A 20,183-nucleotide genomic window follows, 5' to 3' on the forward strand; every position below is an offset into this window, starting at 1 on the left:
CTGGGCCTGACCCGTTTTGACGGACATCCGAGATCAGGAGCCCGGTGGGCTCCGGGAGGATGTCCAGCATCATGGAGAGCATGGGTAAGAAGCGGCCCCGGCCTCGCCGGTCGTTCACGGCGCAGTTCAAGGCCGAGATCGTTGAGCTGTGTCAGCGTGGGGACCGCACGATCAGGCAGGTCAGCGACGATTTCGACTTGACCGAGACCGCGGTGCGTGACTGGGTCAAGCAAGCCGAACTCGACACCGGTACCCGCTCCGACGGGCTGAGCAGCGACGAGAAGGCCGAACTCGCCCAACTGCGGCGGGAAAACCGCCGGTTGCGCGAGGACGTCGATATCTTGAAGCGGGCGACGGCTTTCTTCGCGAAGGAGACCCGGTGAACGTGTACCCGTTCATCGAGGCGGAGAAGGCCGGCAAGCACAACGTCACACGCGCGTGCGAGCTGATGAAGGTCTCCCGATCCGCCTACTACCAGCACGCCACCGGTCAGCAGTCGCAGCGAGACCTGACCGACCAGGCGCTGACCGCGAAGATCATCGAGGTGCACGCGATGTCGAAGGGCACCTACGGAGCCCCCCGGGTGCACGCCGAACTGACCGACGCCGGGCTGCGGCACGGACGTAAACGCATCGCCCGGCTGATGCGCGACGTCGGCGTGCGCGGCAAGAGCCCGCGCCGGTGGCAGACGACCACCATCACCGACCCCGCGGCAGCCGATCGTGCGGACCTGATCGGTCGGGACTTCACCACCGACCCCGCCCGCATCGACACCCGCTGGTGCGGAGACATCACCTACATCAACACGTGGCAGGGCTGGCTGTATCTGGCCACTGTCATCGACCTGGCATCCCGTCGCGTCGTGGGCTGGGCCGTCGCCGATCACCTCAAAACCGACCTGATCGATGCCGCCCTGAACGACGCGATCGTGCGGCGCCGCCCACCGTCTGGGCTGATCTTCCACTCCGACCGCGGCTGCCAGTACACCAGCGCCCAACACGCCCGCCTCGCCGCCACCCACAGCATCCGCCTGTCCAACAGCCGTCGCGGGCAATGCTGGGACAACGCGGTAGCCGAGTCCTTCTTCGCTACGGTCAAGACCGAACTGCTGCACCGGCAGCCGTGGCCCACACACACCGCCGCCCGCCAGGCCACATTCGAGTACATCGAAGGCTGGTACAACACCCGTCGCCGGCACTCCTCGCTGGGCTACCTCAGCCCAGCCGCCTACGAAGCCACCCGCCACACCATTCAACCGGTACACCAGGCCGCCTAGATAAGATCACCACATCGACCCCGTCCGTCGAAACGGGTCAAGCCCAGCCCTCGTCGCCTCCGACTGTGGAGACCCCCACCTTGCCCGCGCCTGGTGCCGTCGCCACGCCAGCCTCTACCTCAGCCAAGCCCCGCTGAACGGCTACACGGCCCGCTTCGCTCTCGAACCAGTCGTCAACCTCGCTCGCCTGCGCATTCGTGGAGGCGACGGCGACGGCGCGTACCGCCTACTCACGCACCTATACGCGGCCATCGTCGGCGGCACTCCCGCTCTTCTGGACGACCTGGAAATACATCCTCGACAACTTCCCGCCGATCCCGAAGAACTCAATCAGATCATCAGTTGGCTGCGCGGCACCCTGCTCTCCGACGGAACCCGTGCCCTCACCCTCGCCGGACGGTGGGACGACGCCGTGAACCATGTACGCCGATACGACGGAATCGGACCGACCCTTCTTGATGGACGACAGGTCGCAATCGTCGCTCATCTGCTGCGGGCCGAAGGGCCGTCAGCAGCGGCTCTCCTCGCGGCCACCAAAATCGAGGCGCCGTGGGAGCAAGCGGTGCATGGGCTCCTCAAGACCTGGCAGGAGCTGGCCGTGGGGACGGTCGCCGTCGACCACGCTGAACTCATCGATCGAGTGTCCGCCGTACCGCGAACTCCCGGGCTCGCAGTGTTCCGCGTTCGCCTCGGACTGACGGCCCTGGACCTCTCGACGGGCTTGCCAACCGATGTCGTAGACAACCTGACCAAACAGCTGGTGGCAGATGCGACCCACGACGAGGACGCCAACGCGGCACGCGACCTTATCAACCACCCGGCTGTCACGGCCGAACACCAAGGGACGCTACGCCCGTTGATGAAGGCGAGCGGGTTAGACCAGGGCTACCTGCCAGCTACGGCGAATGATCCGCTTTCCGTGGCGCTCGATCTGGCCGGGGCCGTAATCGCTATGCGACGTGATCGAGGGCGGGGAGCGGGACTACATGCACGGACGCAGTGATCTGACTCCACGAGTCACCCGTGTCGATGACCAGCTCCGGATGCACGGCCACGGTTCATTGAACGGGGAAGGTCCGGCGTTGCGGGTATACGGCACGCCGCTCGGCCCAAGCCCTCGACCGGCACTCGTTCGGATATGCGCCTTGCGCCTAACGCCATCGTCGAGGCCGTGGTGAGCACGACCTATCTGGCCAGCGTGGCACTGGAAGAGATCGAACGAGCCCAGGCAGAACTCGAACGCCACCTGACGGTCCGACCATCCGGAGAGTGTGTGACGTGCGGTGAGATCGAGCCGTGCTCTGGACGCCAAGACGCCGGCACCATGATCATCAAATATGGGCGTCTGCCACGCCGTCGACCAGGAGCTTCGGGGGTGCGCCGCGCCGCGCCGACCACGGCGGGTGCTGCCCCGACTTCGTGGTTCGCGTCGGCGACCGACGGCGACGGTCACGAGCTGACCGGGACGGGATCCGAGGCATAGGCGCGCACGGGGATGCCGCAGTTCGGTCGCTGGAAGTGCGCCGAGCAGGGGGCGTTCTCGGGGGGTGAGTCGGCCGAGTTCGGCGGCCACGACGGACGCCGCCAGGCGGGGGACTGCCGGTGGCAGATGTGCGGGTAGGAGGGATTCTCTTATCAGTCGGTTCCGGTCCACCGGCCCTCCTCACCCCCGTTGACGTGCTTGTACGACGTACTGAAGGGGGCGTTCTCACCCGGCTGTTCGTGGTCGTTGCGTTCCTCGTTGGATCACTCGTTAGACATCTCGTTAGAACCCTCACCCCTGAACAGCACGTGTTTCGCGGCCAATCAGCTCGACCGATGCAAGCTCAGCGGGCGCCGAGGATTCGGGCTTGGGCTTACCGCGGTCACCCCTCCATGGGACGAGCGCCGCTGCGAGGGGGACGGTCGGACAGGGCGAGTAGGCGGCGGGGACGGAGGCCATCCGGCGCGGACGGCGGACGGGGACGGGGACGGCGGGGTCGCACTGGTTGGTGCGGACGGCCTCGCAGGACGAGGCGCGGAGACGGGGTCGCCGACCGCCCGGGACGGCGGACGGGGTTGGCGGACGGGTCGTGCCGACGCACCGCACCACATGGCGATCTCGTCCACGGCCCGAGGCGGTCAGCCAGGTCGCGCGTTCAAGCAAAAGGTGATCTTGTTCAAGTGGGTGAAGATTCTGTGCAATCTGTCGCTGATCACATCGGCGTTCCACGCCGCTCCCGTGCCGCCTGAAGCCGGCACCTCACGAGCCTGACCTGTGTATTCAACCCGTTGAGGATCTTGTTCAACCGGGCGTCGGCGGGCGATGCGAGTTGTTCGGCGCGGAGCGCGGTTTCCAATCCGAGGCCCGAATTTGTAATCCCTTAGTGTCAGCGCTTGTCGGCGGACGTGGCCCACACGCCCATGCCGAAGCCCAGCTTCACCACCCCCGGCGACCGGCCCCAGCCGGCAACTGCCGGTTTGCTCCTTCCCCCTATCCATGTCCCCCGCACCCCCGATCCGGAAGTACCGGACGGGCACGGACCGTCCGCCCCGGAGGCGGACGACGGCAGACATCGCGGGGTGTCGACCCCGCCCGATCGCGAGTCTCCGGCTTGCGGTGACGGGCAGTCGGCAGAGGGCACGGTTGCCCGCGGTGATGTGCCGGAGGTGCGGTTCGACGTCACCGTGCTCGATGGTGAGGCCGGTCGGCGGCCGGCCGTACTGCAAGCCGAGGCGATCCTCGACGTGCTGACCTGGCTTCACGACCAGCAGCACCACGCCGAGCCCGTCTGACCGGTCGCCCTCCGGGCCACTCGGTGTGCCGTGGCCGGTGTTGCCCTCGGGGCGGTCTTGATCCCTTTCCGGAGTTGAGCGGTGATCGACGTCCACGGGTCGACCGGCAGCACCAGCGGTCGGCCCGTGGCCCGACCCGACGCCAACCAACCGCAGGAGGTACGCACGTCATGTACGCCACCGTCGGCCACGACGACACCGGCAGCATCGTCGTCTACGGCCCCCACGACACACCGGCCATCGCACCGAACGATGGGGCAGTCACCGTCGCCATCTGCCCAGCGGGGGCCGCTGACGGCACGACCGGCACCCTGGCCGAGGTATGAACATCCACCGCACGACCGTGCTCCCGCGTGTGGCGTTCTACGGCCGGACCGCCGAGGCCAGGGACCTCGCCACGGCGGCCCGCGTGGTCGGCGGTCAGTACCAGCAGTGCGTCTCGGTGCTGCCTGACGGCGCGATCACGGCGGTGTTCTCCGACCTCGGCACTCGGCCCGACTATCGGCGGGCACCCGCCAACCTCTTCCTCGACCACGAGCGGGAGATCAGCCGTGACGGTGGTCTGGATGCCCTGCTCATCGAGGTGAGCCGGCCAGATCGCCGGTTCGACTTCGTGATCAGCACCGACGTCCACCGCCTGTCCTGCGACACGGCGACGAGGACCGCGCTGCTGCGTGCGCTCGCGGTCGCCGGCATCGAGTTCCTCCACGCCCCCGAGATCCGCGACGGTGACCGACTACCGGTCATGCCCTGGCGACTGCGCAGCGTCGACTTCATCGAGGTGCTGACTCAACTCATCCGCGACGGAGGCCACCCGTGACGAGCACCCTGCCCGACTGGCTACGCCCACCCGCCACCACAGCCCCGAAGCGGACGATACGGGTCGCGTTCCTCGGGCGTACCTCGACCGAGGAGCAGCAGGACCCCACGCTGTCGATCCCCCGGCAGTTGACCAACTCCGAACGGGCGCTGCTGCCCAACATGGTCATCGTGGCGTGGTTCTGGGACGTGGAATCCTCCCGCAAGGAACTCAGCCAGCGCGGCCGGGGCACCGCGTGGCAGAAGTTCGACGTCGCCGTGCAACGAGACGGCGGCCTCGCCGACATGCTGGAAGAGGCCACCTCGCCGGATCGCCGCTTCGATGTGGTCATCTGCGAGTCGATCGACCGCATCGCCCGCTGGACCCACCAGGGCACCAAGATCGAGCACGACCTTGAACTCGCCGGGGTGCCTCTGCTGGCCGCCGACGAGCCGGTCATGCAATCGAACAGCCGCAAACGGGCCGCCCAGATCCTCCTGCGCCGGACGAAGCAGGGCGTCGCCGAGTGGTACATGATCGAGATGCTGGAGAAGTCGTGGGACGGCTTCGAGGAACACACCACCCAGGGCTGGAACGTCGGCAAGCCTCCATACGGCTACCTCGCCGAGAAGCACAAACACCCGGTTCCCGCCAAGCGGGCGGAAGGCAAGCACAAGACCAAGCTGAAGATCGACCCCGACCGGGGGCCGGTGGTCGAGCAGATCTACGCCTGGCGCATCGACGAGAAGCTGTCCTACCGGGCCATCGCCGAACGGCTCAACACCGACCTCGACCGCTACCCGCCCCCACAACCTGTCGATCCCGCCCGCGCGGTCGGACGATGGACCGGCTCAGCGGTCCGCGAGATCCTCGTCAACCCCAAGTACACCGGCCACATGGTGTGGAACCGGCGTTCGACCAAAGACAAACTGCACCCCGGCAAGGTCAACCCCCGTGAGCAGTGGGTCGTCTCCGCACAGCCCACCCACCCGGGCATCGTGCCGATCGAGACGTTCCTCGCCGCACAGAACGTGAGCCGATCCCGAGAACGCTCCCGCGCAGACGCCCACCACGGGACCCCCAACCGGCACCGACAGACCAAACGGGTCTACGCGCTGCGCTCCTACGTCTGGTGCACCCCGTGCCAACGACGCATGTTCGGCCGGACCGTCACCGGATACACCTACTACTCCTGCCAACCCCGAGAGAGGGCCATCCCCGAAGGACATCCGAGCATGATCTCGGTGACCGAAGACATCCTGCTCGACTTCACCGACCGGTTCTTCAACACCTACGTCCTCGGCCCCGACCGGGTACGCCTCGCCGAATGCAGCCTCGACATCACCGCCCAACAGGCAGCTGACGAGCAACGGCGACAGATCGCCGTCCTGCGGAGGACCTTGGACGACATCACCACCCGCCGCCGACGCCTCCTACGCGTCATCGAGGAGAACGACGACCCCGACGGCACCGTGTTCGCCGAAATCTCCGAACGCCGAGCCCAACTCGACCGCGACCGCGAGACCAAGACCGCCGAACTCGCCCACCTCGAAGAAACCATGCCCTCCGACCCCGGCAGTGCCGACATCCTCGCCGCCCTACCCGAGATGGAAGTCAAACTTGGCCTACTACCGACCGACCGCCTCCGTCGCCTCCTGGACGCCTTCGCCGTGCAGATCTACCACGATGTCCGAACCAACCAGGTCGCGTTCCGAGCCACCGTCAGCCAACACGCCGCCCCACACCTGGCCCGGCTAACCCGCGCCACGGCAGACGACCCCCGCACCGCCACCCATCGCCACACCAGCGCAAACGACGCTGCCCCCGCCGACGACGACGGGGGCAGCGACCATTTGCAGTTCTGTGACATGCCCCGCCGGGGGCACCTCGAAGATCAGCTAATGATCCCTCTGGCCTGTGGATGTGCTCGGCAAGCCGCGCGCAGGAGGTGCCGGCACCGACGGCACGGCGACCATCCCTCGGGCCTCCGCACCACCTAACCGGCGTAGGGCTGCAGGCTGATGCCCTTCGGCCACCCTGTGGCCCGGCCGTGCGGCAGTCCCTGCCCTATCCGGCGATGGCGGCAGCACGGCGGTCGGTGCGCCGAACAATATCCAGGAGCATGAGCAGCACCAGCGCCATCGTGATGAACACTGCGATGAAGAAGCCCCAGGTCACATTCGTCTCCCTGGCGGAGAGATGGTCACGCACAATGTCGCCGAACCTGACCCCACCCGCGATCTCGTCCGCAGCGACGAAGCCGTAGCCGCCTGGCGCGTCCACTGAGGGGATCGTCAACCAGGAGACGGTTGCCACGAGCAGACTCATCGTCGCGGTGAGCAGAAACAGCCGGCGCAGCCGTGCCGGCAGCGTCGGCCACCTGTTGGTACCGGCGCGGCAGGTCACATAACCGACTGCCGCGATGACGCCGAGGAGCACGGCCAGCGACCAGCCGGATGAGCTGTGCCATGCCGTAGCCGTGTTGACGTGGCGGGTTTGCTGTCCGCTGCCGTACCGGCTGACCGTCCAGCTCAGCCGGTACCAGGGGAGGAAGCTGTCGGCGAGCAGCATCAAGCCGAGCGCCGCGATGGATCGCTCCCACCACGGTGAGCGTGGGAGCCATCCGCAGACGTGTTGCCGGATACCGAGTCGCATAGACGAATGTTGGCCTATTGCCACGTTCCCCGTTTCCCGGGGTGAACGCGCAGGTGCGGGAGGTGGCGACCCGGTCGAGCTGCTCGGAGCGGACCGTCAAGAACGTGCCGCACGACATCACCAGCCGGCTCCAGCTGCGCAACCGCACCCACGCGGTAGCCTACGCGGTCCGTGAGGGCTGATCTGACCGCCGAGGAGGACCCGACGTGTCGCACGGACGCACCGACGAACGTCAGGTGACCCGGGACGACCTGGGCGCCTGGCTGATCAAGGGCAATGCGGACCTGGTCGACCTCGCCGGCCGGTTCGCCCGGGACCCCCGGGTGACGAGCTGGTGCGTACGCCCCGGCTACCGGGCCCGGCTGATGCGGGCCGGTCAGCCCGTGCTCTTCTGGGCCAGCGGCAGCCGGGGGCGGTTGCCGTACGGCGTCTGGGGGATCGGCCGGCTCACCGGCGAGCCGGTGCCCGGCGGGGAGGCCCGCGCGCCCTGGACGGTGCCGCTGGACCTGACCGTCCTGCCCGAGCCACGACGGCTGCACCGGGACCGGTTGCGCGCCGATCCCCGGCTGGCCGGGCTGGAGGTGTTCCGCCAGCCACAGGCCGCCAACCCGTCGTACCTGACCCGGGCGCAGTTCACCGCCCTCGCCGACCACCTGCCCGAGGCGGCACCGGGACACCACCGGCCGCCACCGCGGAGCTGAGCCCGCTCCCCCCGGGGAACCGGCTCTACCAGCGCACCGGCAACGTGGTGACGACGGCGCCGACCTCCCGTTCCGCGATGGGGATCGGCCCGTCGGTGGCGAGCCGGAGCCCGGGCAGCCTGGCGCGCAGCCGGTCCAGCCCCACCGCCAGGATCGCCCGGCCGAGCCGCCGCCCCGGGCAGTAGTGGCGGCCACCGCCGAACCCCACGAACTTCGGTGCCCGGCGACCGGGCAGCAGCGCCTCCGGGCGGGGATAGACGGCCGGGTCGTGCAGCGCCGAGATCCACGCGAGGAGCACGGCCCCGCCCCGCGAGACGGTCCCCGACGGCAGCACGAGGTCGGTGGTCGCGGTCCGCAGGGCGGCCACGTTGCCGGCGTAGACGAGGCGGAGCAGCTCGTCGGCCATGGCGAGGGGATCGGTGCCGCGCCGGACGAACGTCCGCCAGTCGGCCGCGTCGTCGGCCAGGAGCCGCAACATCGCCCGGCCGAGCACGGTCGCCGGGGCCTCCACCCCCGCCGACAGCATCAGTCTGGTCAGGCTGACCAGCTCGTCCGTCGAGAGCCTGACCCCGCTGTCGGGCGGGTGCACGAGATCGGCCAGCAGCGCGGCGCGCGGCGCGGCGGTGACGACGTCGCGGACGTACGCGCCGAAGTCGGCGACGAGCCGCGCCCGTTCCTGCGGCGTGCCGGGATGGGAGTGGGTGTACGCCCCCGACCAGCGGCGGATGTCGTCGCAGTCCTCGGCCGGTATCCCGAGCAGTCGGGTGATCGTCAGCAGGGGGAGCCGGTCGGTGTACTCGGCGACGAGGTCGCCACCGGGGCGGCCGTCGTCGGTCATGGTGTCGACGAGCGCGTCGGCGATGCGGTGGATCACCGGTCGGTGGGCCGCGACCCGTTCGTGGTTCATCGCCCGGGTGGCGATCCGGTGGACCGTCGCGTGCGCCTGCGCGGACTGGTTGATCAGCAGGTCCGGGTCGTAGAGGAAGTTGGGTTCGCCGCTGCGCCGGGGGGCCTGCGCGAGCAGGTGGTTGCGGGACAGTGCCGGGCTGCTGACGGCGGCGGCGACGTCGGCGTGCCGGACGAGCAGGATCGCGCTGTCGCCGCTGGGCAGCCGGACGCGGCCGAACGGGCATTCCGCGCGCCGTCGGGCGAAGTCGGCGGCGGGAGCGAGCCCCGACGCGGGCGGCAGCGGGAATGCGGGAAGGTCGTCGTCCATCAGCGCTCCTTCGCTCGGCAGACGTGGGTGTGGGCACCGCCCGACGCGGGCGCCGGCACCGCAGGGCGGCCGGTGGCGCGGGCGCTGCCGGTACGCCCGGGCCGGGGCCCGCCGCCGGGGTCACTGCCCGACCAGCCGGGCCAGGTGGGTGAGACCGGACCTGGTCGCCGCCGCCGGCAGGCCGAAGTCGATCAGGCAGGCGACCTCGTCCACGCCCGCCTCGGCGAGCCGGCGCAGGGTACGGGCGCAGGTCGGCACCGAGCCGAAGAGCCCCCGTTCGGCCAGGAACCGGTCGAGCACCCGGCCGATGAGGAAGTCCGCTTCGTCGTCGGTGATCGTGGGGTCGTGAAAAGGGGAGTCCGGCAGCATCCCCGCCACGAGGTCGAGCGAGGACCGCAGGTACCGGGTCATCGGCTCCCGGGCCAGGGCGGACACACCTTGGTCGTCCGTTCCGACCAGGGTGTGCAGCATGAGGGTGACCCGGCCCTGTCCGGGGTGCAGCCGTCGGTACCGCTCGATCTTGGTGCGCAGCTCGTCGAGGCTCTGGGTGAGCAGGTGGGTGAGGACGCCGACGCCGAGCCGCCCGGCGAGTTCGAAGGTGGCCAGGTCACCGGCGCTGGTGATCCAGACCGGCAGGTCGGCCTGCACCGGCTTGGGGAAGACCTCGACGTCGACGTGACTGCCGGTGCCGTCGGGACGTGGCGTCGTGCCGCCCCGCCACAGGGCACGCACCTCGTCGATCAGCTCCGGCAACGCCGACCTGCGGTGCGGGTACCGGTCGGGGGCGAGGACGAAGTCGACGGCGTGCCAACCGGAGGCGAACGCGACCCCGGCCCTGCCGTGGGAGATCCGGTCCACGACCGCCCACTCCTCGGCCACCCGCAACGGGTCGTGCAGGGGGAGCACGACGCTGCCGGCGCGGACACCGACCCGCCGGGTGACCGCCGCGACGGCGGCACCGGTCACCGCCGGGTTCGGGTAGGGGCCGCCGAATTCGTGGAAGTGCCGCTCCGGCGTCCAGACCGCCGCGAAGCCGTGGTCGTCGGCGAACCGTGCGCTGTCGAGCAGCAGGTCGTGGGCGTCGTCGGCGCTGGCGGAGAAGAAGAACAGGCTCAGGTCCACGGGGGCGGCTCCTCCGGCGACCGGGCGAGAGTCGCGTGCGGCGCGGCGAGGCTGCGGTCGAGCACCGCCAGGGCCCGGTCGATCAGGGCGTCGGCCCGCCCCCGTACGTCGGCCGACGCCGGGAACTGGAACGTGACATGGGTCTGCTCGCCGTCATCGATCATGACGTGCAGGGCGTTGCGGGCGACCCCGTTGAACGCCGACCAGTCCACCGTGGTGGCGAGGCCGGCGAAGACCGGGCCGGGGGCGATCCGCCGGTAGCTGACCGAGACGGCGGCGGTGGCCAGGAACGGCCGTGTCCCGGGCCGGCACATCGCCAACGGGACCGTCCGGTGGGCGTACAGCTCCCGCAGGCCGGCGCGGACGGTCGTCAGCGCCGCCGCGTACGAGCCGGTCGGTGGCGTGGGGAGGGTGAGCGGAAGCTCGTTGACGTACATGCCGATCCGGTCCGCCTCGGCCGGCGTACGCACCGACAGCTCGATCGCGATCGGGACGGGCCCGTCGTCCCGGGTGAGGCAGTTGGCGAGCACGGTGAGCAGCAGCTCGAACCGGGTCGCGTCCAGTGCGACGGCCGCCTCGGCCAGCCTCGTACGGGTCCGGGGGGTCAGCGCGCGGACGACCGTGTCGCCGGGTCGTACCCCGCCGTCGCGGGGCAGCTCGACCGGTCGCGGGGGGTTCCGCCACCAGTATTCGGTGGCCGCGACGACCAGGTGCTCCGGCGGCGTCCGGTACCCGGGTCCGGCCGGCTGCGCCGCCACCACCGGCGGTGCGTCGGGGCCGTAGCGGTCGGCCAGGTCCCGCAGCAGGATGTCCTTGGACTGGCCGTCGACGATCAGGTGGTGGGCGGCCAGGACGAGCACCCCGCCTCCGTTCCGGAGGGGGAACCACCAGACCCGGGCCAGCGGCCCGGCTGACAGGTCGAACCGGGTGCGGCCGGCCCGCTCGACCCGCTCGCGGACGGTCCCGTCGGCGGTGGGTTCGACCGTGAGCGTCAGCGGGTGCTCGCCGACCGCCAGCCAGGGCAGGCCGTCGAGGTTGTGGCAGCCGGCGGTCAGCAGCGGGTGCCGCGCGGCCAGCGCCGTACAGGCCCGCGCCAGCCGGCCCACGTCGACCGGGCCGCGCAGGTGGGCGGTGACCGCGACCGTGTACGCCGACCCGAGCGCGGCCAGCTGCTCGTTGAACCAGATGCCCCGTTGCAGCGGCGAGGTCGGCACGAACTGCGTCATGGTGACCCGGACATCCGGTCGGCGATCCAGGCGGCCTGCGCGGCCAGGCCCGGCCGGGCGTACAGCGCCGACACCGGCGTGGCGACCGCGAACTGGTCGGAGACGAGACGGGCCAGCCGCAGTGCCGACATCGAGTTGCCGCCCAGGGCGAGGAAGTCGTCGTCGCGGCCCACGGCGGCCACGCCCAGCACGCTCGCCCAGATGTCGGCCAGTCGTCGTTCGACCACGGTCACCGGGGCGGCGGCGGGCGTCGATCCGGCCGGCGGGAAGAGGCCCCGCAGCGACCGTGCGACCACCTTGCCGCCGTCGTTGCGCGGCAACGCGTCCACACAGACGACCCGCTGCGGGATCTCCGGACCGGACAGCCGGCCGGCGAGGAAGGCCCGCAGGTCCGCCGGTACGGCACCGGTACGGGTCACCAGCACGGCGGCGGGCCGTTCGCCCCACACCGGATCGGCGACGGCGACCACCGCGCAGTCCCGGACGTCGGGGTGCCCGTGCAGCGCCTGCTCGACCGCGAACGACGAGACCTTCGTACCGCCGGAGTGGATGGTCGACGCGTCGCGGCCGGTGAGGTGGAGGTAGCCCTCGTCGTCGAGCCGGCCCCGGTCACCGGTGCGGGTCCAACCGTCGCGGAACGTCGCGGCGTCACCACCGTCGAGGTAACGGCGCGGTGGGGCGTCGGAGCCGATCCAGACCTGACCCACCTCGCGCGCAGCGACCTCCCGGCCGGCGTCGTCGGTGATCCGCACGGCGCCCCGACCGACCGCGTCCGGGCGTCGGCTGTCGAACACCATCGTCGTACGGGCCGGTGCGGCCTCGGTCGAGCTGTAGGTGTTGACGATGGTGGCGTACGGCAGGACGTCACCGAGGGCACGCGCGACGGCGGCGGGCAGCACGTCGCCGGTCGTTCCCACGAGCACCAGCGACGACAGGTCACGACGGTCGGGTTCGCCGGAGGCCAGCAGCTCCCGGGCCATCGACGGGACGAGGAAGAGGGTGCCGACCCGGAACTCCTCGACGGCGGCGCAGACCTCGGCGGCGTCGAACCGGGGCACGACGAGCGCGGCGGGTTCGGCGGCCAGGCCGGTGAGGAGCATGGTCTGGGCGGCGTTCGTCCCGATGGGGAAGGCGTGCAGGAAATAGCGGGAGTGCGCGAGTTGCCGCCGGCCGGGTGTGGTGTCGTGCCCGTGGGTGAGGTTGCCGTGGGTGGCGACGACCGCCCTGGCCGACCCTTCGGTCCCCGAGGTGAAGATGATCTGGGCCGCGCCGTCCGGGGTCGCCCGGTCGGGCACGGCGTCGGTTGCGGCCCCGGCCGGCCCGCGCTGCCAGCCGCCCAGCTCCGCGGGGACGGCGCAGCCTTCCCGGATGATCCCGACCGCCCCGGCGACGGTGACCCGCGCGACGAGCTGTCCCGGCGGGAGCCGGGCCGACAGCGGTACCGCCACCCCACCGGCCCGGAGCACGCCACAGAACGCGGTCGCGTACCCGAACCACTCCCGCTCGTCGAAGAGCAGCGCCACCCGCTGGCCGACCCGCAGTCCGTCGTCGGCGAGCGCGGCGGCGAGCGCGTCCGCCGACCGGTCCCACTGTGCGAACGTCAGCGTCGCGCCGTCGAGGTGGCACAGGGCGACGGCGTCCGGGGTGTCCGCCGCACGCTGCCGCAGCAGGCCGGGCACGGTTGGTCCGCCGCTCATCGGGGGTCCGGTGCCCGGCCGGCGGCGACCGCCGCGATCCGCCCGATCGTGCCGGCCCGCACGATCTCCTCCAGGGCGAGCCGGATGCCCAGCCGTCGCTCGATCCGGAACGCGACCTGGGTGGTCAGCAGCGAGTGCCAGCCCACGTCGGTCAGGTCGTCGTCCAGGCCGACCCCGTCGACGCCGACCAGTTCCTCGACGATGGCGGCGATCGCGTGCTCGGTCGGGGTGTGCGGCGGTCGGGACCCCGCCGGCACCGCCAACCGCCGCCGGTCGACCTTCCCGGCGGCGGTGAGCGGCAGGGCGTCCACCACCACGACCAGGTCCGGCACCAGGTGGGCGGGGACGGCGCGGGCCAGGGCCGCCCGCAGCGCCGTACCGGAGGGTTGGTAGCCCGGCGTCGATACGACGTGTGCCACGAGCGAGACCGGGCCGGCGTCCGCCGCGACGGCGGAGACGGCCGCCGACCGGACCCCGGGCAGCCGCAGCAGCGCGGCCTCGACGCCGGCCGGCTCGACCCGGAAGCCACGGACCTTCACCTGCGCGTCCATCCGACCGAGCAGGTGGACGAGGCCGTCGGCGTCCCGGCGGCCCCGGTCCCCGGTGCGGTAGGACCGGCTGCCGTCGACCTGCCCGAACCGTGCGGCGGTGAGTTCGGGGGCGTTGAGGTAGCCGCGGGCGACGCCACGGCCGACGATGACGATCTCGCCCGGCTGCCCGTCGGCGACGACCTGGCCGTCGGGGTCGACGACGAAGATGTCGTATCCGGCTATCGGCCGGCCGACCGGGATGCGCTCGCCGTCGGTGTCCGCCCGGCTGACCCGGTGCAGGGTGCTGGCCACGGTGGCCTCGGTAGGGCCGTAGCCGTTGACCAGTTCGCACCGGTCGATCCAGCGCCGCGCCGTGGCCGGTGCCAACGGGCTGCCGACGCTGAGCATGGTCCGTAGCCGGGGGAGGTCGTCCTCCGGCAGGGAGTCGAGCACGGCGGCGGGCAGGGCCGCGTGGGTGACGGCCCGCTCCGCGAGCAGCCGTGCCAGCGGCGCACCGACCAGTGACTCCCGGTCGACGACCTCCAGCCGACAGGCGGCACCGAGCCCGAGGAGGAGTTCGAAGATCCAGCCGTCCGCCACCGGGCCGGCATAGAGCAGGACGCGGGCGTCGTCGCCGAGGTCACCGAACCAACGCCGCTGCGCGACCATGAGGTTGACGACCGCGTCGTGGCCGATCATGACCAGCTTCGGCGTGCCGGTCGTGCCGGCGGTGGGGATGACGTAGGCCAGCCCGGTCGGGTCGCCGGCAGCGGGCCGGCCTCCCGGTCGCGGTGACCCGGCGGCCGGCCGCGTCGGGTCCACCTGGCGCATGCCGGGGGCCCGGTGCAGCACGGACGTCGATACGAGCACCGTGGCGTCCGCCGCCGTCGCGACCGACTGGTTCCAGGCCGGCGGGCTGGCCGGATCGAGTGGCAGCAGGACGCCCCCGCTGCGCCAGATGGCGAGGGCCGCCGTGACGAGGGGAACGCCGCGTTCCAGGGCGACCGCCACCACGGTCGCGGGCCCGACGCCGGCCCCGGACAGCGTGTCGGCGAGCACGTCCGCCCGCTGGTCCAGATCGGCGTACGTGACCGCCCCGGTCCGGTCGGCCAGGGCCACCCGGTGCGGGAACCGGCGGGCGAGTGTGGACACCCGGTCGCTCACCGGGACGAAGTCCCTGTCGCGCAACGGCGACCCCCTCGTCGACTCATCTGGCCATGGACAGGGATCTATCCGTGAGGCTGTCACGACAGTGCGGGCCGGTCAAGGTGCCCGCGCTGTCCCCGTGGCCGGGGCGGTGCCTCCCGGTCGCCGGACCGCATCCCGGCGCGCTCTGCCCAGCGAAGGCCCGGCCCTTGACCTCACGTCCGGTGCAGGTTGTCGGATGGGGGCATGCGTGCGATTCGCCTCCACCGGTTCGGTCCCGCCACCAATCTCGTCCTCGACGACCTGCCCGACCTCGCACCCGCCCCCGGGCAGGTGCGCATCGCGGTAGCGGCCAGCGGGGTCCACCTGCTCGACACCGCGCTGCGCCGGGGCGAGGCGGGCGGCCCGCTGCCACTGCCGGCGTTGCCGACCGTGCCGGGTCGCGAGGTCGCCGGCACGGTCGACCTGGTCGGGGCCGGGGTGGACGAGGCGTGGCGGGGGCGGCGGGTCGTCGCCCACCTGGGCATGGTCCCCGGCGGGTACGCCGAGCAGGCGGTCACCGCTGTCGAGTCGCTGCACGTCGTACCGGAGGGGACGGGGTTCGCCGACGCGGTGGCCCTGGTCGGGACGGGCCGGACCGCCCTCGGTGTCTTCGAGTTGGCGCCGCCGACGGCGGACGACGTGGTGCTGGTGCTGTCGGCGGCCGGTGGGATGGGCTGGCTGCTGGTGCAGGCGGCCCGGACGGTCGGCGCGACGGTGGTCGCCGCGGCCCGGGGTGCCCGACGCACGGCCCGGGTCGGTGAGCTGGGCGCGGACGTCGTGGTGGTCGACTACGACCGGCCGGACTGGACGGACCTGGTCCGGGCGCGGGTCGGTGGGCCGACCCTGGTGTACGACGGGGTGGGCGGGACACTGGGCCGGGCCGCCCTGGAGTCGACGGCGTCGGGCGGCCGGTTCGTGATGTTCGGGTGGTCGGCGGGGGAACCGACCCGGGTCGGCACGGCGGACCTGGTGGAGCGCAGCCTGACCGCCGGCTGGCTCGGGCAACGGCTGCGCAACCGGCCGGGCGGGATCGCGGGGCTCGCGGCCCGGTCGGTGGAGCTGGGTGGTCGTGGCTGGTGGCAGCCGCTGGTGTCGACATATCCGCTGGCGGAGGCGGCCGCCGCGCACGCCGACCTGGAGGGGCGGCGGGCGTTGGGCAAGGTGGTGCTGACCGTCGGCGGGTGATCCGGGGCGCGGTCTGCGCCACCGGTGGCCGATGTGCGCCGTCGATGTCACCATGTTCGTGGGAAATGCGTTCCGCGTATTCGCCCGCGCGGGAACCCCCGTACTGCTTACGCTCTCCCGCATCGACGAGCGTCCGCCGCGGTGGCGGCCGGCGGTCGTCGGACCCGAGCGAGGGGGCGGGTCCGACGACCGGGGACGCCGTCGGTTCCGCCCGCCCGGCCGTCGACTGCCGTCCCGGGCGGTGACGGTCAGCCGGGGAGTTGATCGACCCGGGTGAGCACCTGGTCGATCAGGCCATACTCGCGGGCCTGCTCGGCGGTGAACCACCGGTCCCGGTCCCAGTCGGCCTGGATCTCGTCGAGGGTGCGCCCGCTGTGCTCGGCGATCAACTCCTGCATGGTCCGCTTCACGTGCAGCATGTTCTCCGCCTGGATGGTGATGTCGGCGGCGGTGCCACCAATCCCCCCGGACGGCTGGTGCATCATCACCCGCGCGTGCGGCAGGGCGAACCGCTTGCCCGCCGCCCCCGCGCAGAGCAGGAACTGCCCCATCGACCCGGCCATCCCCAACGCCAGGGTCGCCACGTCGTTGCGGACGTACCGCATGGTGTCGTAGACGGCCATGCCGGCGCTCACCGAACCACCCGGCGAGTTGATGTAGAGGTAGATGTCCCGCTTGCTGTCCTCGGCGGCGAGCAGCAGGATCTGCGCGCAGATCTGGTTGGCCGAGGCGTCGGTGACCTCGGTGCCCAGGAAGATGATCCGTTCCCGCAGCAGCCGCTCGAAGACCTGGTCGCCGAAGGCCGGCTGCCCGCCGTCCAACATGCGCACGTCGTACCCGATCATGGTGACCACCTCCGCGTTGCCGGCGGGCGATTTCGCGCCGCCCGGGGACCGGCGGGTCCAGCCTGCGCCGCCGGGCGGCCACCAACCCAGGGTTTCTGCCCCCGGCAGATCCGCCCTCGGCAGAACCCGGCCGGCCTACCCGACCAGCAGCCGCCGTCGGCCCGCCCGGGCCCGTCGCCGTGCCGGCACCCTGGGGGTACGCGCAGCGGGGCGGGCGGTCGACACGACGGCGATCACCCGGACGGGCACGGCGACGGTCACCGCCGCAAATCCGGACGCCCCGGCACCGACGGGCGACAGCGCCCCACCGGCGAGGACGACGCCGTCACCGAGCCGCAGCATCGGCCCGCTGCCGGTCGGTCGGCCGACCACGGCCCTGGGCGGGCCGCACCTCGCCGTGGACGGACCGACCGCTGCCGTGGGACGGGCGAAGCCGGCCGTGGGTGGACCGATCTGGAGGTGCGGGCCACTGCCCGCGCGGCGGGCGGTCGGCACCCGGTCCAGCCGGGCGAGGCTCCCGCCCGGTGGCACGGGAACCCCACGCTCGACCCGGCGCAACTCGTCGCGGGCCTCTTCGAGCAGGTCGGACAGGTGGATTCCGAGTGCCCGGCAGATCGCCGCCAGCACCTCGGAGGAGGCTTCCTTGCGCCCGCGCTCGACCTCGGAGAGGTAGGGCAGGGACACCCCGGCGGCGGCGGCCACCTCGCGCAGCGTGCGGCCCTGGCGCAGCCGTACCCGACGAAGCACCCCGCCGATCACCCGACGCAGCAGCGACATGCGGGCCTCCTCGTGGCCGGTGTCCCGGGACCCTCCCATCATGCCCCGTCGAGGGCCCGGGCACCGGCCCGGCCGGCCACTGCGCGTCGACCGGAACGGTGGGCACGCGGGTCCACCACCGGCCGGGCCGGGTCACCAGGTGCCGACCGGGGTGGCGGGCCCGGGGTGACGGGGCGCTCACCGGCGGTGCGGTCGACGGCCCGGCGGGTCGACCTGCCTGGTAACCGCTATGTTGTGCTCGTGCAGGCGACCCGGGGTGAGCAGGACCGACGGTGATCCATTTCCCGGCGCAGCGGCGGGGTCCGCTCAGCGCGTTGAGTCTCCGCCTGGCCGCCGCCCTGGGCCTGGTCCTGCTGACCGTCGCGGTGGTCTATCTGGACCGCAGCGGCTACCGGGACGTGGACGAGAACGGGCTGACCCTGCTCGACTGCTTCTACTACGCCGTGGTCACCCTCTCCACCACCGGGTACGGCGACATCACCCCCTTCGCGCAGTCGGCCCGGCTGGTGAACGTCCTGTTCATCACCCCGGCCCGGGTGATCTTCCTGATCATCCTGGTCGGCACCACCCTGGAAGTCCTGACCGAGCAGTACCGGACCGGCCGTCGGCTGGGGCGGTGGAGGAGAACCGTGAAGGACCACGTCATCATCTGCGGCTACGGCACCAAGGGCCGCAGCGCGGTCTCCGCCCTGCTGGAGAACGGACTGGACAAGTCCCGGATCGTGGTGGTGGAGCGCAACGGCACCGCGCTGCGGCAGGCCACCTCGGCCGGACTGGTCGCCATCGAGGGTTCCGCCACCCGGTCGTCGGTGCTGGAGGAGGCGCACGTCCGCAACGCCAAGGCCGTCATCATCGCCACCGACAGCGACGACGCCTCGGTGCTGGTGGCGCTGACCACCCGGCAGCTCACCGCCGGTCAGGTACGGATCATCGCGGCCGTACGGGAGGCCGAGAACGCCCCGCTGCTGCGCCAGAGCGGCGCGCACCACGTGATCGTCTCCTCGGCCACCGCCGGTCGACTGCTCGGCCTCTCCACCTCCGCGCCGCCGCTGATCGACGTGGTGGAGGATCTGCTCACCCCCGGGCAGGGGATGGCGCTGGCGATGCGTTCCGCCGAGCGGCACGAGGTGGGCAAGTCCCCACGTGAGCTGGAGTCCCTGGTCATCGCGCTGGTACGCCGGGGCAAGGTGGTCACCCTGGCGGACAGGGCCGGCGCGGTGATCGAGACCGGCGACATGCTCGTGCACGTCCGCGACGACCGACCCACCGCCAACACCACCGCCTCCTGACACCGGGTAGCCGCCGAAACGGCGAGTGGCCGGCCCCCGGCATGGGGGAACGGCCACTTCGGCGTGTCGACGGGCGACTAGCTGATGGTCCAGGTGTCGCCGGTGGCGAGGAGGGCGGTGAGTTGTTGTTCGGGGGTGTGGGTGGTGGTGGCTTTGGCGGTGGTGAGTTGTTGTTGGACGAGGTTGTCGTAGGAGGGGCGGTGGGTTTGCCGGAATACGCCGATGGGGGTGTTGCGGAGGTCTGGTCCGGGGAGTCGGGATAGTGCGAAGGCGTAGGCGGGGTCGGTGATGGTGGTGTCGTGGATGACGATGTCGTCGGCGGGGGTGGTGGCGGTGTCGCGGACTTCGAGGCCGAAGCCGCGTGGTGGGTGGACGATGCAGTGTTGTCCGTTGTGGCCGAAGGTGATGGGTTGGCCGTGTTCGAGGGGGATGAGGTAGTCGTCGCGGGTGTCGGGTTGTTTGAGTTGTTCGAAGGCGCCGTCGTTGAAGATGTTGCAGTTTTGGTAGATCTCGACGAATGCGGAGCCTTGGTGTTGGGCGGCGGCGCGGAGGACTGATTGGAGGTGTTTGCGGTCGGAGTCGATGGTGCGGGCGACGAAGGTGGCTTCGGCGCCGAGGGCGAGGGAGAGGGGGTTGAAGGGGGCGTCTGCGGAGCCGGCGGGGGTGGATTTGGTGATTTTGCCGGTTTCGCTGGTGGGGGAGTATTGGCCTTTGGTGAGGCCGTAGATGCGGTTGTTGAAGAGGAGGATTTTGAGGTTGACGTTGCGGCGGAGGGCGTGGATGAGGTGGTTGCCGCCGATGGAGAGGGCGTCGCCGTCGCCGGTGACGACCCAGACGGACAGGTCGGGTCGGGTGACGGACAGGCCGGTGGCGATGGCGGGGGCGCGGCCGTGGATGGAGTG

The 20,183-nt window shown here is 71.5% G+C and carries 19 protein-coding genes and 1 pseudogene; 11 read left to right on the plus strand and 9 right to left on the minus strand.

The window, feature by feature from the left end; genetic code table 11:
- Nucleotides 1-80: 80 nt before the first annotated feature.
- The 7 genes from GA0070216_RS33170 to GA0070216_RS33200 all read left to right on the plus strand — a co-directional run bounded on the left by GA0070216_RS33170 (nt 81) and on the right by GA0070216_RS33200 (nt 6,850).
- Nucleotides 81-383, plus strand: a complete 303-nt coding sequence (locus GA0070216_RS33170) for a transposase (RefSeq protein WP_176738962.1) — start codon at nt 81-83, stop codon at nt 381-383.
- Nucleotides 380-1,276 (plus strand): IS3 family transposase, encoded by an 897-nt coding sequence (locus tag GA0070216_RS33175; protein WP_091245182.1) that lies wholly within the window; start codon nt 380-382, stop codon nt 1,274-1,276. The genes GA0070216_RS33170 and GA0070216_RS33175 overlap by 4 nt, the downstream gene beginning before the upstream one ends.
- 412 nt (nt 1,277-1,688) lie before the next feature.
- Entirely contained in the window at nt 1,689-2,279 is a 591-nt protein-coding gene (locus GA0070216_RS35975) for a hypothetical protein (protein ID WP_245722894.1), read from the plus strand.
- Between the two features lie 1,646 nt (nt 2,280-3,925).
- Entirely contained in the window at nt 3,926-4,051 is a 126-nt protein-coding gene (locus GA0070216_RS36325) for a hypothetical protein (protein ID WP_281190488.1), read from the plus strand.
- Between the two features lie 170 nt (nt 4,052-4,221).
- Nucleotides 4,222-4,377: a hypothetical protein gene (locus GA0070216_RS34925; protein ID WP_176739270.1), complete on the plus strand. Its 156-nt coding sequence runs from the start codon at nt 4,222-4,224 to the stop codon at nt 4,375-4,377.
- A 17-nt stretch (nt 4,378-4,394) separates the two neighbouring features.
- Nucleotides 4,395-4,871 carry a hypothetical protein gene (locus tag GA0070216_RS33195; RefSeq protein ID WP_245722895.1) on the plus strand — a complete coding sequence of 159 codons (477 nt, stop codon included), beginning with the start codon at nt 4,395-4,397 and terminating at the stop codon, nt 4,869-4,871.
- Nucleotides 4,868-6,850, plus strand: coding sequence for a recombinase family protein (locus tag GA0070216_RS33200; protein WP_245722896.1), 1,983 nt, complete (start codon nt 4,868-4,870; stop codon nt 6,848-6,850). The genes GA0070216_RS33195 and GA0070216_RS33200 overlap by 4 nt, the downstream gene beginning before the upstream one ends.
- Before the next feature lie 67 nt (nt 6,851-6,917).
- Here GA0070216_RS33200 and GA0070216_RS33205 read toward each other — a convergent pair whose 3' ends face one another.
- Nucleotides 6,918-7,505, minus strand: a complete 588-nt coding sequence (locus GA0070216_RS33205) for a hypothetical protein (protein ID WP_141723295.1) — start codon at nt 7,503-7,505, stop codon at nt 6,918-6,920.
- An 80-nt stretch (nt 7,506-7,585) separates the two neighbouring features.
- On the opposite strand from GA0070216_RS33205, the pseudogene GA0070216_RS35980 reads away from it, so the two are divergent.
- Together GA0070216_RS35980 and GA0070216_RS33215 are read left to right on the plus strand one after the other, a co-directional pair.
- Nucleotides 7,586-7,687, plus strand: a pseudogene (locus GA0070216_RS35980) (DNA-binding response regulator); the annotation flags it as partial.
- Between the two features lie 24 nt (nt 7,688-7,711).
- Nucleotides 7,712-8,206: an EVE domain-containing protein gene (locus GA0070216_RS33215; protein ID WP_245722897.1), complete on the plus strand. Its 495-nt coding sequence runs from the start codon at nt 7,712-7,714 to the stop codon at nt 8,204-8,206.
- Nucleotides 8,207-8,231: 25 nt separating this feature from the next.
- Here GA0070216_RS33215 and GA0070216_RS33220 read toward each other — a convergent pair whose 3' ends face one another.
- From GA0070216_RS33220 to GA0070216_RS33240, 5 genes are all read right to left on the minus strand, one after another.
- Nucleotides 8,232-9,422, minus strand: a complete 1,191-nt coding sequence (locus GA0070216_RS33220) for a cytochrome P450 (protein ID WP_091254790.1) — start codon at nt 9,420-9,422, stop codon at nt 8,232-8,234.
- Between the two features lie 120 nt (nt 9,423-9,542).
- Complete coding sequence (locus GA0070216_RS33225; RefSeq protein WP_091254794.1) at nt 9,543-10,544, minus strand: MupA/Atu3671 family FMN-dependent luciferase-like monooxygenase; 1,002 nt, start codon at nt 10,542-10,544, stop codon at nt 9,543-9,545.
- On the minus strand, nt 10,535-11,770 hold the full coding sequence (locus GA0070216_RS33230) for a condensation domain-containing protein (RefSeq protein WP_091254797.1): 1,236 nt from the start codon (nt 11,768-11,770) through the stop codon (nt 10,535-10,537). The genes GA0070216_RS33225 and GA0070216_RS33230 overlap by 10 nt, the downstream gene beginning before the upstream one ends.
- A complete protein-coding gene (locus tag GA0070216_RS33235; protein WP_091254799.1) occupies nt 11,767-13,467 on the minus strand; it encodes an AMP-binding protein in 1,701 nt (566 codons plus the stop codon). Before GA0070216_RS33235 ends, GA0070216_RS33230 begins: the two co-directional genes overlap by 4 nt.
- Nucleotides 13,464-15,161, minus strand: coding sequence for a non-ribosomal peptide synthetase (locus GA0070216_RS33240; protein WP_176739271.1), 1,698 nt, complete (start codon nt 15,159-15,161; stop codon nt 13,464-13,466). The genes GA0070216_RS33235 and GA0070216_RS33240 overlap by 4 nt, the downstream gene beginning before the upstream one ends.
- Before the next feature lie 228 nt (nt 15,162-15,389).
- Between GA0070216_RS33240 and GA0070216_RS33245 the strand changes: the two genes are divergently transcribed.
- A complete protein-coding gene (locus tag GA0070216_RS33245) occupies nt 15,390-16,370 on the plus strand; it encodes a zinc-binding dehydrogenase (protein WP_091254803.1) in 981 nt (326 codons plus the stop codon).
- A 248-nt stretch (nt 16,371-16,618) separates the two neighbouring features.
- Here the strand turns inward: GA0070216_RS33245 and GA0070216_RS33250 are convergent, their stop codons facing one another.
- Nucleotides 16,619-17,215: an ATP-dependent Clp protease proteolytic subunit gene (locus tag GA0070216_RS33250; RefSeq protein WP_091254805.1), complete on the minus strand. Its 597-nt coding sequence runs from the start codon at nt 17,213-17,215 to the stop codon at nt 16,619-16,621.
- Between the two features lie 135 nt (nt 17,216-17,350).
- Nucleotides 17,351-17,992, minus strand: a complete 642-nt coding sequence (locus GA0070216_RS33255) for a helix-turn-helix domain-containing protein (RefSeq protein WP_091254818.1) — start codon at nt 17,990-17,992, stop codon at nt 17,351-17,353.
- A 272-nt stretch (nt 17,993-18,264) separates the two neighbouring features.
- On the opposite strand from GA0070216_RS33255, the gene GA0070216_RS33260 reads away from it, so the two are divergent.
- Nucleotides 18,265-19,281 carry a potassium channel family protein gene (locus tag GA0070216_RS33260; protein ID WP_091254807.1) on the plus strand — a complete coding sequence of 339 codons (1,017 nt, stop codon included), beginning with the start codon at nt 18,265-18,267 and terminating at the stop codon, nt 19,279-19,281.
- Between the two features lie 77 nt (nt 19,282-19,358).
- On the opposite strand, the gene GA0070216_RS33265 is transcribed toward GA0070216_RS33260, so the two are convergent.
- Nucleotides 19,359-20,183, minus strand: an 825-nt coding sequence (locus GA0070216_RS33265) for a thiamine pyrophosphate-dependent enzyme (protein WP_091254809.1), incomplete at its 5' end; no start/stop codon positions are given.

The sequence above is a fragment of the Micromonospora matsumotoense genome, from assembly GCF_900091525.1.
GTDB classification, from domain to species: Bacteria; Actinomycetota; Actinomycetes; order Mycobacteriales; family Micromonosporaceae; genus Micromonospora; species Micromonospora matsumotoensis.